This is a genomic window from Mesorhizobium ventifaucium, from assembly GCF_935822925.1.
Lineage (GTDB): Bacteria > Pseudomonadota > Alphaproteobacteria > Rhizobiales > Rhizobiaceae > Mesorhizobium > Mesorhizobium ventifaucium.
In genome coordinates this window covers 112,339-125,134 of sequence record NZ_CAKXZS010000016.1, presented here as the reverse complement: position 1 = coordinate 125,134, position 12,796 = coordinate 112,339, and the positions used below count along the sequence as shown (strand labels likewise).

Sequence of the window (12,796 nt, the reverse complement as noted above, 5' to 3'; positions counted from 1 at the left end):
CACAGGGTAGTTTCAATCGAATGGTTGCCGGCTACCCGACCGGCGTCTGCTCCACGAGTGATCGCGCCGTCCGCTCATCGGTGACCAGGCCCTTGAGATAGCGGCCCTCCAATACCGATTTGATGGCACGAACCTTCACCTTGCCGCCGGCAACGGCGACAATCCTGCGATTGCTGATGTCTTCGCGCGCCAGCGCCAGCGCCCGGTTGGAAAGCGTCGTCTCGACCGCTTTTCCAGCATCGTCGAAGAAATGGCCGAGCAGTTCGCCAACGCCGCCCTTGCGACGTATCTCTTCCATTTCGCCCTTCTCGATCATGCCGGTGGCGACCAGCGACGCCTCGCGCTCGGCGGTGCCGATACCGGCAATGAGCAGGTCGGCGGCCTTGCCGAGATCGAAGACCTCGCTGATGCCCTTCTGCCCAAGCAGCACGGTTCGATCCTCGACCGTGTTGGCGAACATCGGCACCGGCATCACGTAGGCTTCGGCGCCGGTCCGTTCGGCCAGGCGGTGAATGACGTCGTGCGGATTGGCCGAGAACTTGCGCGTCAGGCCGCCGAGCAGCGAAACGAAGCGGGTCTTTTCGGCCGATATGCGCGGCAGATACTCCACGCAGGCGGCGAGCGTGCGGCCATGACCGACGCCGATCAGCGTATCCTCGCCGCGTTCGATCTCACGCTTGAGGAACTGCGCGCCGGCAATGCCGAGCGCCTTGAGCGGCAGGTCTTCGCCATCGAAGTCGGGAACGACCTCGCAATAGTCGAGACCGTAGCGGCTGGACAAATCGTCCTCAAGCGCGACGCATTCCGACACTTCGCCGTCGATATAGACTTTGACCAGCCCTTCCTGATTGGCCTTGGTGATGAGGCGATGCGCCTTGAGGCTGGTCAGGCCAAGTCGCTTGGCGACCTCCGACTGGGTCAGGCCGCCAGCATAATGAAGCCAGGCGGCACGCGTAGCCATACTGGTTTCATCGTCGCGCAGCAGGCCGTTTCCAAAACCAACCATTTCCGCCCTAAGATATTTTTATCAGTTCATGCAAAATTTTTCACAAGCCGTTGCAGGAGTCAAGCACCGCGCGGTTCAAATCATACCAAGAGGGCACAAAAGCCCGCAGGAGGGCGATCGTGAGGGTTAGCACGAGACACACGGGCGCGGCTTGGGTTCGCTCCCTGACTTATCTGGTCATGAGCTTTAATCCCGCATGCGCCACGGCAATGCGAGCGGCGAGCGCGGCGTTGTTGCGGACCAGCGCGATGTTGGCTTTCAGGCTGCGGCCCTGCGAAAGCTCGTTGATGCGGGCGAGCAGGAACGGCGTCAGTTCCTTGCGCCCGATGCCGCGTTTCTCGGCCTCTGCCACCGCTGCCGTGATCGTGCCGTCGATGAAGGCCGGATCGAGCGCATCCACTTCCGGAATTGGATTGGCGACGAGGATGCCGGTGCCCGAGCCGATCTGCTCGTGCAGCAGCATGGCCTGCGCAATGTCCTCGGGCGTATCGAGGCGGTGATCGGCTTTCAGTCCGCTGGAGCGCGTATAGAAGGCCGGAAAATCGTCGCTCTGATAGGCAATCACCGGCACGCGCTGGGTCTCCAGATATTCCAGCGTTTTTGCAATATCGAGGATCGATTTCACGCCGGCGCAGACGACGGTGGTGCCGGTCTGGCCGAGTTCGGTCAGGTCGGCCGAGATATCGAAAGTAGCCTCGGCGCCACGATGCACGCCGCCGACGCCGCCTGTCGCGAAAATGCCGATGCCGGCGAGTGCGGCGATCCGCATCGTCGCCGAAACCGTGGTTCCGGCCGACCCGCCGCCCACCATGATGGCGGCGAGGTCGCGCCCGGACGCCTTGGCCACGTCCTTTGCCGCTGCCAGCGGCTCGAACTCCCGGTCACCGAGCCCGACTTTGATCATGCCGGCGACCACCGCGATCGTGGCTGGCACCGCACCGTTCTCGCGCACCACGGTTTCGACGCCGCGCGCAGTCTCCAGATTGGCCGGATAGGGCATGCCATGGGTGATGATCGTCGATTCCAGCGCCACCACCGCGCGGCCTTCACGAACTGCTGCCGCGACTTCGTCGTTCAGATGGAGAAGGGAAGGTTTCATCGTCATTTCGCTTTCAGAGTTCGGCTCGCGTTCAAGCGGGAATGCGGTCCATGCCGGCGGTGAGGAAGCGCGGCGACAGATCGGGATGAACGCTGGATTCGCTCTCGGTGGTCAGCGTGGCGAGCAGCGCCCCGGTGCGCGCCGCGTCGAGCACGGGATCGCCCGAAAGCACCTTGTACATGGTGCCGGCAATCATCGCGTCGCCGGCGCCGGTGATGTCGACGGCGCGGGCCGGGACGGAACGCATCGTCGCCACGCCGCCCTCGGTCGCCACCGCAAATCCATGCGCGCCCATGGTCACGATCACCTCGCTGGCGCCGGCCGCACGCAGCGCTGCAGCAGCCTCCTTCGGCTTAAGCCGCTTGTCGGCATCGGTGATGCCAAGCATCATATTGGCCTCGTCATGGTTGGTGAACAAAAGGTCGATGCCGGACAGGTCCTTCGGCAGGCGTGCCGATTTCGGCGACGAGACCGTGTCGACGGCGAGCTTGAAGCGCGCGCCCTGCTTGCGTGACATCAGCGCTGCGATCGTCGCGGCCGGCAGGTTGCAATCGATGAACACCCAAGTTGCCGAAGCAAGATGCGGCCAGAAACGGTCTAGATAGGCTGGCGAAAACAGATCGAAGATCTCCATGTCGGCGATGCCGAGCACGAGATCGTTGTTGAGGTCGAGGATCGCCGCATATTCCGCCGTCGGCCGCTCCGTCGTGGTGATGACCTGGCTGACATCGGCGCCGAGGTCGCGCAGATGCCGCACCAGCGAGCGACCGGTCTCGTCGTCGCCGACAATCGAGACGAAGCTTACGTCGACGCCGAGGCGGACAAGGTTCTCGGCGACGTTGCGGGCGACGCCGCCGAAGCTGCGATAGCCGTCGACCGGGTTCGACGTCCCGAAGATCAGATCCTTCTTGGCGTGGTACTTGCGGTCCAGGACGGCGCCGCCGATGCAGATCATGCGCTTGGAGGCCGGCAACACATAGCCACGACCAAGAATGTAGCCCTTGTTGACGAGTTGGACGATGTGCGCCGCGACGGTCGAGCGGGCGATGCCGAGCGCGGTCGCTATATCCTGCTGGCCGGCGAAAGGGTTCGCCGCGATGAGATCGAGAACCGCCTGTTCTTGTGCTCCAAGGTCGTCCATCGCCTTACCCGGCCCGCGCAATTGATGCTGAACTATAATAAACAACAGATGATGTTGTCAACATTTGTTTGGCGGGCCTATCGATGCCAGTCGCTGGTACTGGTCAACGCCTGGCGCCGCATCACATTACTTGTTGCCGATGGCAAGAACTTTGAAAGCAAGCGGATGAACGAACAGGAGTTGATGTCGGAGCTGGAGCAGTTGGTTTCCGAGGATCGGAACCCGAGGACGATGGATATCGACCTGCTGCCGACCATCGAGATCCTGCGCAGGATCAATGACGATGACAGCGGCGTTCCGGCCGCCGTCGAGAAGGTCATTCCGGAAATTGCTGCCGCGGTAGACCGGATCGTTAGTGCGTTTCAAAATGGCGCGCGGCTTGTCTATATCGGCGCCGGCACGAGCGGCCGGTTGGGAGTTCTCGACGCCTCGGAGTGTCCGCCAACATTTGGCGTGCCCGAGGACATGGTGCTCGGCCTGATCGCGGGCGGCCCCAAAGCGCTGGTGCGGGCTGTGGAAGGCGCCGAGGATGATCCGCAACAAGGCATCAAGGCCCTGCAGGACATCAAGTTGACCGCCGACGATGTGGTGGTCGGCATCGCGGTCAGCGGCCGCACACCCTACGTCATCGGCGGCTTGACCTATGCAAGGCAGGTGGGAGCAACGACCGTGGCGCTTTCCTGTAATCCCAGGTCAGTCATTGCCGGCATTGCCGACATTGCCATCTCTCCGCTTGTCGGCCCCGAGGTTCTCGCCGGCTCGACCCGGTTGAAGTCGGGAACCGCGCAAAAGCTGGTTCTCAACATGCTGACGACAGCCAGCATGATCCGGATCGGCAAGAGCTATCAGAACCTGATGGTCGACCTCAATCCCAGCAACAAGAAGCTCGTCGCCAGGGCGGTCGGGATCGTGATGCAGACCACCGGCTGCACAGCACAGCAGGCACGCCGGGCGCTCGATCAGACCGACAAAGACGTCAAGCTGGCGATATTGGTGACGATCACCGGGATGGGCATCGAAGAGGCGCGCAAGGCGCTCGACAATGCGGGCGGGTTTTTGCGAAAGGCGATCGGCGAAAAGACGCTGTGAAGCCGCCTGGATACCGGGATACTGGTATACTGGACAGATCGACTTCGACAAAGGCAGGGCATGGGACCTTGCTCACCAACCGGATCCATCCGACACATCATTTCGACAGGGGATTATCGAGATTCGGCAATCGGTCGGCGATCGCGTCAACGGAGCCTAACAAGTGATGATTGCAAAAAGTGGCGAACCAATCTGGGCCGTCGGCCTGATGACCGGCACCGTGCTGGACGGCAATATCGATGTTGCGCTGATCAAGACCGACGGCGAGCGGATCGCGGATTTCGGCACCTACACGCTGGCGCCCTACCCCGGATCGATCCGGACGCTGCTGGAGGAGACGCTGGATCAGGCCAGGGCGTGGAATTTTGCCGGGCCGGAGCCAACAATCTTTCGCGAAGCCGAAGAAGCGCTGACGCGCGCCCAGTCAGCAGCGGTCAAGGACCTGGTCGAAAGCTACGGGCTGACGATGGCCGATATCGGCGTCGTCGGCTTCCATGGCCAGACAGTGCTGCATCGCGCCCCGCAAACCGGCCGGCTCGGCCAGACCCGCCAGCTTGGCGATGGGGCGTTGATGCATGCCATACTGGGGACCACGGTCGCCTATGATTTCCGTTCGGCCGACATGCGCGCCGGCGGGCAAGGGGCGCCGCTGTCGGCCGCGTATCACGCCGCGCTGCTGCGCGATGCCGATATCAGCGGCGACACTGCGGTGCTCAATCTCGGCGGCGTCGCCAACATCACCTGGTGGGACGGCAAGGACAATGTCGTCGCTTTCGACACCGGACCGGCCAATGCGCCGCTGAACGATTTCATCAAAGCGAAGCGTTTGGGTGAGATGGACCGCGACGGCGCTCTGGCCCGCGCGGGCACCGTCGATGAAGCCCGGCTCGCCAAGCTCCTGCAGCATCCCTACCTAGCCAAGCCCTATCCAAAATCGCTAGACCGGTTCGATTTCGGCGCGGCCATGGCGGATGGGATGAACGCTGAAGATGGCGCCGCACTGCTGACGGCGTTCACCGCCGCAGCCGTCGGCAAGGCGCTCGACCTCCTGCCGCACCGGCCGAAGCGTCTGGTGGTCAGCGGCGGCGGCCGCCACAACCCGACGATCATGGCCATGCTCGCCAGCCGCGCCGGCATCGAAGCGGTGCCGGCGGAGGCGCTCGGCTGGAAGGGTGACGCGGTGGAGGCGGAGTGCTTTGCCTTCCTTGCGGTTCGCGTGCTCAGGGGCCTGCCGATCAGCTTTCCGACCACCACCGGTGTGCCACAGCCGATGCGCGGCGGGCGCCTTGCCGGCTAATCAAGCCAGCAATTTTTTCTGCAGGAAGACGCGGCTGCGGCCGATGGGAAAATCGGGAAGCACGCCGAATGGCCGATATCCCTGACGCTCACAGGCCTTGACCGCCTGGGGATTGAACGTGTCGATCAAGGCGCCGTGACAGCCGCGCGCGACGGCTTCTTGTTCGGCTGCGTCCAGCATCCTGCCAGCCATGTGCTGGCCGCGCAGTCGCTCATCGACCCAGAGCCATTGCACATAGAGCCAGCCCCAGGCGGTGTATCCCGAGATGCCGGCGACAACCGCGCCGTGCTCGTCGCGCACGAACACGGCGAGCGCCTTCCTCCCGGCCGCACCGACATCGCTGTCGTTGAACGCGCTGAGCCGCTCCCCGAGAAAAGCGAGCTCTTTCGGCGACGGGTCGGCGGTGGTTTCAAGCGTCGTGTTCATCGCAGGTCCAGACAGCCTCACAGCCGGATACCCGTATACTGCGCCGCGCGTCCTTGTGGACGCTGTGGCACTTTCATTTGCATTTATCGAAGGACAGGAGGGGCGCGCAAGCTCTGCCGCGGCGTGGCTCCGCGACTACACGGACCGCGGCGAATGCCACGCCGCCGCCGAAGCGGCAACCAGCATGAGCAACGCTGCGACCATGGCCGATGCCGCAAAACCAAAGCTGGAGTAAAGCGGTCCGAAGGCCGTGGTGCCGACAAACACCGCGAGATAGGTCACTGCGCTGTTCAAGCCCATGATCGTGCCGCGCCGCGCCGGATCGAGCGCCGAGAGGCGCATCACCAGGACGTTCAGCCCGAAATGATTGGCAAGACCCCAGACCGCGACCATCGCGATGGTCAGATGGAAACTGCTGCCTGCCGCGGCGAGCGCGACATAGACGGCCGCGACGAGAAGATAGGCGAACGGCATGACGCGTCGCGCGCCAAGCCGATCGATCACGCCGTCAAGCAGCGCCGCCATGCCGAAGCCAATGCCATAGGCGAGCGCGGCCAAGCCGTTGGCGCTGACCGGCCGGCCCAAGCCGTTCTGAAGGTGATCGCCAAGATAGCCATAGACGCCGTAGAAGGCGGTCATGAAGGCGCCGCAGGCGACCAGAAGCGGCACTATGCCGGGAACGGCCAAGGCGCCGAGCGGCGTCGGCGCCGGGCCGCTTTTCCTGACGTCGCTCAGCGACGTCAGCGTAAGGCCGGTCAACGCGAGCGCCGCAAGCACCGCGACCGCGGCGAACACGGCGCGCCAATGGACGAGATCGGCAAGCACCGCCGACAATGAGACGCCGGCGACCATGCTCAGGGTCCAGCCGGTCAGCACGACGCCGATCGTTCCGCTTTCGCGCCCAGGCGGCGCGATCGCAGCGGCGCTGGTATAGATTGCCGGCATGGCGATACCGGCAGCGATGCCGGCGAGAAGCTGGGCCGCAACTAGCGCTGTTACTGTCGGCGCGGCGGCGCTGGCGAGAAGCGCTATCGCCAGCAGCAGCAAGGCCCCTTGCAGCATGCGGCGAGCGCCAAGTCGGTCGATATAGCGTGCCAGGAACAAGGCGCTTGCGGATGTTCCGAGGCCGAACGCAGCGGACGCGATCATGACGGCCGGCACGCTCGTCGCAAACGACGCGGCCACCGCCGGTGCTATCGGACCGAGAACCAGCGAGTTCGAGCCGATCACCGCGATGCATCCGGTCAAGAGATAAGCGAGCGCCGGAATAGGCGGCCTTGCCGTCAATGTTGCGACTTGATCACTGTTCGTCATACGACGATAATCGCCGTATTAAATTCTGTATCAATAAGGAATTTCACCATGGATGAAGAAACACATGGCATTCTGCAGAACAGGCCTGCTGCCCGCGATGTCGACGCAACCGACCGAAAGATATTAGGCGTTCTGGTCGATGACGCCACGGTCAGCTATGCCGAGCTCGGCGATCGTGTCGGCCTGTCGCCGCCGGCCGCGCATGAACGGGTGAAGCGGCTTCGGCGCAGCGGCGCCATTCGCAACACCGCGGCAATCATCGATCCCAAGGCGGTGCGCAAGCCGCTGCTTGCCTTCGTGCATATCGACACCAAGGGCTGGGGAAAGACCCCCGAACTGATGGCGATCTCTGAGCATCCTGAAGTCGAGGAGATTCATTCGGTGGCCGGCGACACATGCATGCTGATCAAGGTCCGCACCGAGGACACAAGGGCGCTCGAAGGCCTGCTGTCGCGGCTTTACGAAACGCCCGGCGTGACCTCGACGCGAAGCTACGTGGTTCTGTCGACCTATCTCGAGCGGCCGGTGCAGCCCGGGATCACAACCGAATGGCCGGCACCCCGGCACATGGCCAAGCCGCTGTATTAGGGTCGCTTTGCGTTCAATCAACCAAGCTCCAGGGTCGTAATCGCAAAGACACCCGACTGCGCGAGCTGCGGAGCTTTTCCCCTGTACATTCGAGCCGTCTCGAAACCCGGTTGAAGACCGGCGGACGACAGCAAAGCTGCAAAACTTCCACTGGTCTCGGGAACATCGAGATGGACGTCTTCGGGACCGGACCTGTGCGCGAGCGCGGCGAAAAGGCGACTTGCCGCTTCCAGGCTGTTGGCAAAGAGTGGACCGATCTTGCAGCCCTCCCGGCATCGGCGCGCGACACCGTATCCTTCGATGGCGCCATCCCTGACGATCGCCAGCGCGACGTGCGGCGGGCGCAGCCAGTGTTTCAGGAAGGATCGCCTCGGAGCGGGAAAGAACCGGCTGTCGTAGTCCAGAACGTCGGGCACGAGTTCCGGGCCTATGGCGCGAATGCCACTGTCGACTTCTGCCGGACCGTTCGGCGATCCGACGAAGCGGATCGTCCGGTAGGCCGGCACAAAGCCCATGCTGCGGTAATTGGCCTGCTGTTCGACGACACCATCGAGGCCGATCGTGCGGTCGCCGAGCCGCGCCATGCCGGCATCCCAGACCGCCTTGCCATGACCCTCACCGCGCCTGTCCGGCCGACAGATGTAGAGGCCGATGAAACCGAAATCCTCACCATAGGCAACAGCCGAAATACCGGCCACCATCTCGCCATCGACAAAGGCGCCGATGAAGCCCTCTGGATCCGCCGCATGGAACGCCACGGCATCGCCGAGGCCGGGATTCCAGCCCTCGACTGCCGCCCAGTCGACAAGGATTTTTACATCTTCAAGTACGAGCGTTCTGATCGTTCGGCGCATTGCGATCACTCGGCGGCAACGGTACCGGGGGCAAAGGATTTCAATGCGCCACGATAGGGCTTTGCCAGTGGGTTTGCATAGGCGCCACGCTTGGACGTCGACAGACCGAGCGCAATCAGTGCCTCGGCCTGCTTGACCGCGGCGCCGACGCCGTCGATGACCGGAACGCCGAATTCCCGCCGCAGCGCGGCGGCGAGATCGGCCATGCCGGCACAGCCAAGCACGATGGCCTCGGCACGATCCTCCTCGAGTGCGCGCGCGATCTCGCCGCGCAGCTTCAGGATCGCATCGGAGGTTGGGTCTTCGAGCGCAAGAACCGGAATGTCGGCAGCGCGCACGCGTGCCCGCCCCGCCATGCCATAGCGCTGCACCAGCGCTTCGACCGGCACGCGCGAGCGCTCGGTCGTGGTGACGACGGTGAAGCGCTGGGCGATGAACGAGGCCGTGCTGAGCGCTGCCTCGCAGATGCCAATGACCGGAATGTTGGCCATGGCGCGCGCGGCATCGAGGCCGGTGTCGTCGAAACAGGCGATGATCGCGGCTTGCGCACCCGAGCGCTCGCCGGCGGCGATCTCGACCAGCAGGCCCGGCACGGCAAGCGCCTCGTCGTAATAGCCTTCGATCGAAACCGGCCCCATCGACGAGGTGACGGCGGCGATCTCAGTTCCGGCGCCGGCCACGAGCCGCGCCGCCGCTGCAATGGTTTCGGTCATGCTGGCGGTGGTGTTCGGATTAACAACGAGGATTTGCATGCGGTTCTCAAATTCGCGCCCGGCGACGGCCGACATAGAGGATTGCGCCGAGCGTCAGCAGGATCACCAGGAACGAAAATACCGTCGTCACGGTGCCCAGCGCATAGAGCACCGGCGTCGTGACATTTGTCGTCATGCCGTAAATTTCGAGCGGTAGCGTGTTGAACGTGCCCGAGGTCATCAGCGTGCGGGCGAACTCGTCATAGGACAGCGTGAAACCGAACAGGCCGACACCGATCAGGCTGGGAGCGATCATCGGCAGCACGACATGCGCGAAGGTCTGCCAGGAGGTCGCGCCCAAGTCCCGCGCGGCCTCCTCATAGGCCGGCGAGAACCGGTTGAAGACGGCGAACATGATCAGCACGCCGAAAGGCAAGGTCCATGTCAGATGGGCACCAAAAGCAGACGTGTACCAGGCGGGACGAAAGCCGATCTGCTGGAAGACGACGCCAATGCCGAGGCTAATGATGATCGACGGCACGACCAGGCTGGCGACGGCCAGATAAAACAGTGCGGTGGCGCCGCGAAATTTTTGGCGGAAGGCAAGACCGGCAAGCAGCGACACGCCGACGGTGACGATCATCACCATCAGGCCGAGGATAAAGGAGCGTTTGAAGCTGCCGCCGAAATCGCCGACCGCCTGGCGCTCGAACAGATTGGCGAACCAGTGCAGCGAAACGCCGTTCAGCGGGAAAGTCAGCCCGCCATTCTCGCCTTGGAAGGAGAGGATCAGGATGGCCGAAAGCGGGCCGTAGAGGAACAGCACGAAAAGGGCGAAGAACGCCGCAAGCACGTAGAATTCGAAGGTGCGCTTGTCATGGCTCATCGCCTCACAGTTCCTTTCGGATGTCGACGATGCGCAGGATGCCGGCGACCATCAGCAGCACCAGCACCAGCAGCACGACCGCGTTGGCGGCCGCCGCCGGATATTGCAGCAGCGACATCTGGTTCTTCATCATCAGCGCGACGGAGGCGCTCTGTCCGCCGGACATCACCTGCACCGTCGAAAAATCGGCCATCACCAGCGTGACGACGAAGATGGTGCCGATCGCCATGCCGGGCTTGGCGAGCGGGATGACGACGTTCCACAGCACCTGCCAGCCGGACGCGCCGGCATCGCGCGCGGCCTCGATCAGCGACTTGTCGATGCGCATCAGCGTGTTGAAGATCGGCGTCACCATGAACAGCGTGTAGAGATGCACCATGGCCAGCACCACGGCGAATTCGGAATAGAGCAGCCACTCGATCGGCTTCGGGATCAGCCCGATCTCAACCAGCGTCGAGTTGACCAGCCCGTTGCGGCCAAGCACCGGAATCCACGAGATCATGCGGATGATGTTGGAGGTCAGGAACGGCACCGTGCAGACCAGGAACAGCACCATCTGCATGGCCGTGGTCCTGATATGGAAGGCGAGGAAATAGGCGACCCAGAAGCCGATAAGCAGCGTCAGCGCCCAGACGATGGCGGCGTATTTCAGCGTGTTCAGATAGGTTTTCCAGGTGACCCAGGAGCCGAGCGTGTCGGCGTAGTTGATGGTCAGGAAATCCGGATACATCGCCGCGAAATCGTAATCCCAGAAGGAGACCACGGCGATCATCAAGATCGGCAGCAAAAGAAACGCGCCGAGGATCAGCGCCAGCGGCGCCGCCTGGAGGTAGGGGACGACGGCGCCGATCGAGACGCGGCGGCGCCTAGCGGGTTTGGCTTCGATCATTCCAGGACGTTCGAGCACTGCTGTCATCAAAATCTCGGTAGGCTGCGAGGCGGCTGGAGCTGCGTCCCTTCTCCCCTTGTGGGAGAAGGTGGCCGAGCGAAGCTCGGTCGGATGAGGGGTGCTCCAGCTTGGCCCGACGGCGATCCGTCCAACACCGCTCAACCGTCTTGGCGCTGCGCGCCAATCCACTTTCTCCCACAAGGGGAGAAGGGGAAGAGGTTGCGCTACGCCGCGATGAACTCGTTCCAGCGCCTCACCATGTAGCGGTCCTCGTCCATGACCGAGTTCCAGCAAGCGACCTTGCCCATGCGCTCGACGAAGGAGCCGCCGTCGCGCACCGCGCCTGCCTTCTCCATGACCTTGCCATCCGGCGCCATGATGTCGCCCTTGGCCGGCTTGCCGTCGACCCAGTAGCCCCATTCGTCCTCGGACATGAACTGCTTGGCCGTATCCATGGCGGCCGAGTAATAGCCCTGGCGATTGAGGTAGGCGCCGACCCAGCCGGACAGGTACCAGTTGATATATTCGTAGGCGGCGTCGAGCTCGGCGCCTTTGAGATGCGCCGCCAGGCCGAGGCCGCCGCCCCACGAGCGATAGCCTTCCTTGAGCGGCTGGTATTTGCAGGCGATGCCCTTGGAGCGGACCGCAGCGACGGCCGGCGACCACATCGACTGGATGACCACTTCGCCCGAAGCCATCAAATTAACGCTCTCGTCGAACGATTTCCAGAAGGCACGGAACTGGCCGTCCTGCTTGGCCTTGATCAGGAAGTCGATCGTCTTGTCGATCTCCTCCTTGGTCATGTTGCCCTTGTCGGCATATTTGATGTTGCCCATGGCTTCCATGATCATCGCCGCATCCATGATGCCGATCGACGGGATGTTTAGAATGGCGGCCTTGCCCTTGAAGGCCGGATCCATGATGTCGGCCCAGGTGGTGATGTCGCGACCGACAAGATCGGGGCGGATGCCGAGCGTATCGGCATTGTAGATGGTCGGAACCATCGTCATCCACTCCGTCGGCTGCTTGGCGAAGGTCCTGGCGTCCTGCGCCTCGACGAAGCCGACCGTATGCGGCGCGGTGCCCTGGGCGATGACGCTGTCGGGCGTCAGCTTGCCGGTGATGAACAGCGGCACGATCTTGTCGTAATATTTCAGCTTCTTGACATCCATCGGCTGCATCACGCCGGACGGATACACTTTCTTGGCGATCCAGTATTCGATGTCGGCGATGTCGTAGCTGTCCGGCTGGGTCACGGCGCGCTGCGCGGCGGCGTCGGAATCGGTCGCGGTCATTTCCAGCGTGATGCCGAGGTCGGCCTTGCACTTGTCGGCAATGGCGTTGAGGTTGGAAACGCCGGTGCCGAACTGGCGCAGCGTGATCGGGTTCTGCGCCCAGATCGTCGGAAACCCTGATATGGCACCTGAACCGGCGGTAAGACCGACGGCGGCAGCACCGGTCTTGAGCAGCAAGCGGCGGGAAATTCCTGTCTTCTTGTCGGTGGTGTTGGTCATG

At 63.2% G+C, this 12,796-nt stretch carries 13 protein-coding genes and 1 pseudogene; 4 read left to right on the top strand and 10 right to left on the bottom strand.

The features are described from left to right. Positions 1 to 31 precede the first annotated feature (31 nt). The 3 genes from NMG70_RS15320 to NMG70_RS15310 form a co-directional block, all read right to left on the bottom strand. Positions 32 to 1,006 carry a sugar-binding transcriptional regulator gene (locus tag NMG70_RS15320; protein WP_128284199.1) on the bottom strand — a complete coding sequence of 325 codons (975 nt, stop codon included), beginning with the start codon at positions 1,004 to 1,006 and terminating at the stop codon, positions 32 to 34. 169 nt (positions 1,007 to 1,175) lie between these two features. Further along, positions 1,176 to 2,105, bottom strand: a complete 930-nt coding sequence (locus NMG70_RS15315) for a pseudouridine-5'-phosphate glycosidase (protein ID WP_254025311.1) — start codon at positions 2,103 to 2,105, stop codon at positions 1,176 to 1,178. 31 nt (positions 2,106 to 2,136) lie between these two features. Continuing rightward, entirely contained in the window at positions 2,137 to 3,246 is a 1,110-nt protein-coding gene (locus NMG70_RS15310) for a carbohydrate kinase (RefSeq protein WP_254025310.1), read from the bottom strand. 165 nt (positions 3,247 to 3,411) lie between these two features. On the opposite strand from NMG70_RS15310, the gene murQ reads away from it, so the two are divergent. From murQ to NMG70_RS15295, 3 genes and pseudogenes are all read left to right on the top strand, one after another. Continuing rightward, a complete protein-coding gene (gene murQ, locus NMG70_RS15305; RefSeq protein ID WP_254025418.1) occupies positions 3,412 to 4,335 on the top strand; it encodes an N-acetylmuramic acid 6-phosphate etherase in 924 nt (307 codons plus the stop codon). A gap of 37 nt (positions 4,336 to 4,372) precedes the next feature. Beyond that, a pseudogene (locus NMG70_RS15300) lies at positions 4,373 to 4,495 on the top strand (esterase); the annotation flags it as partial. Between the two features lie 6 nt (positions 4,496 to 4,501). Further along, complete coding sequence (locus NMG70_RS15295) at positions 4,502 to 5,632, top strand: anhydro-N-acetylmuramic acid kinase (RefSeq protein WP_254025417.1); 1,131 nt, start codon at positions 4,502 to 4,504, stop codon at positions 5,630 to 5,632. On the opposite strand, the gene NMG70_RS15290 is transcribed toward NMG70_RS15295, so the two are convergent. Further along, positions 5,633 to 6,058, bottom strand: a complete 426-nt coding sequence (locus NMG70_RS15290) for a GNAT family N-acetyltransferase (RefSeq protein ID WP_254025309.1) — start codon at positions 6,056 to 6,058, stop codon at positions 5,633 to 5,635. 135 nt (positions 6,059 to 6,193) lie between these two features. Further along, on the bottom strand, positions 6,194 to 7,372 hold the full coding sequence (locus tag NMG70_RS15285; RefSeq protein WP_254025308.1) for an MFS transporter: 1,179 nt from the start codon (positions 7,370 to 7,372) through the stop codon (positions 6,194 to 6,196). Between the two features lie 48 nt (positions 7,373 to 7,420). Here NMG70_RS15285 and NMG70_RS15280 point away from each other — a divergent pair, with 48 nt between their 5' ends. Next, complete coding sequence (locus NMG70_RS15280; protein ID WP_254025307.1) at positions 7,421 to 7,960, top strand: Lrp/AsnC family transcriptional regulator; 540 nt, start codon at positions 7,421 to 7,423, stop codon at positions 7,958 to 7,960. Positions 7,961 to 7,977: 17 nt separating this feature from the next. Here the strand turns inward: NMG70_RS15280 and NMG70_RS15275 are convergent, their stop codons facing one another. The 5 genes from NMG70_RS15275 to NMG70_RS15255 all read right to left on the bottom strand — a co-directional run bounded on the left by NMG70_RS15275 (position 7,978) and on the right by NMG70_RS15255 (position 12,795). After that, positions 7,978 to 8,814 carry a GNAT family N-acetyltransferase gene (locus NMG70_RS15275; RefSeq protein WP_254025306.1) on the bottom strand — a complete coding sequence of 279 codons (837 nt, stop codon included), beginning with the start codon at positions 8,812 to 8,814 and terminating at the stop codon, positions 7,978 to 7,980. 5 nt (positions 8,815 to 8,819) lie between these two features. After that, entirely contained in the window at positions 8,820 to 9,566 is a 747-nt protein-coding gene (locus tag NMG70_RS15270; protein WP_254025305.1) for an aspartate/glutamate racemase family protein, read from the bottom strand. A gap of 7 nt (positions 9,567 to 9,573) precedes the next feature. Next, the gene (locus NMG70_RS15265) at positions 9,574 to 10,392 is read right to left on the bottom strand and encodes an ABC transporter permease (RefSeq protein WP_254025304.1); all 819 of its coding nucleotides are present in this window, start codon (positions 10,390 to 10,392) and stop codon (positions 9,574 to 9,576) included. Positions 10,393 to 10,396: 4 nt separating this feature from the next. Continuing rightward, the gene (locus NMG70_RS15260; RefSeq protein WP_254025416.1) at positions 10,397 to 11,281 is read right to left on the bottom strand and encodes an ABC transporter permease; all 885 of its coding nucleotides are present in this window, start codon (positions 11,279 to 11,281) and stop codon (positions 10,397 to 10,399) included. Positions 11,282 to 11,505: 224 nt separating this feature from the next. Then, positions 11,506 to 12,795 (bottom strand): ABC transporter substrate-binding protein, encoded by a 1,290-nt coding sequence (locus NMG70_RS15255; RefSeq protein WP_254025303.1) that lies wholly within the window; start codon positions 12,793 to 12,795, stop codon positions 11,506 to 11,508. Position 12,796: the final 1 nt, after the last annotated feature.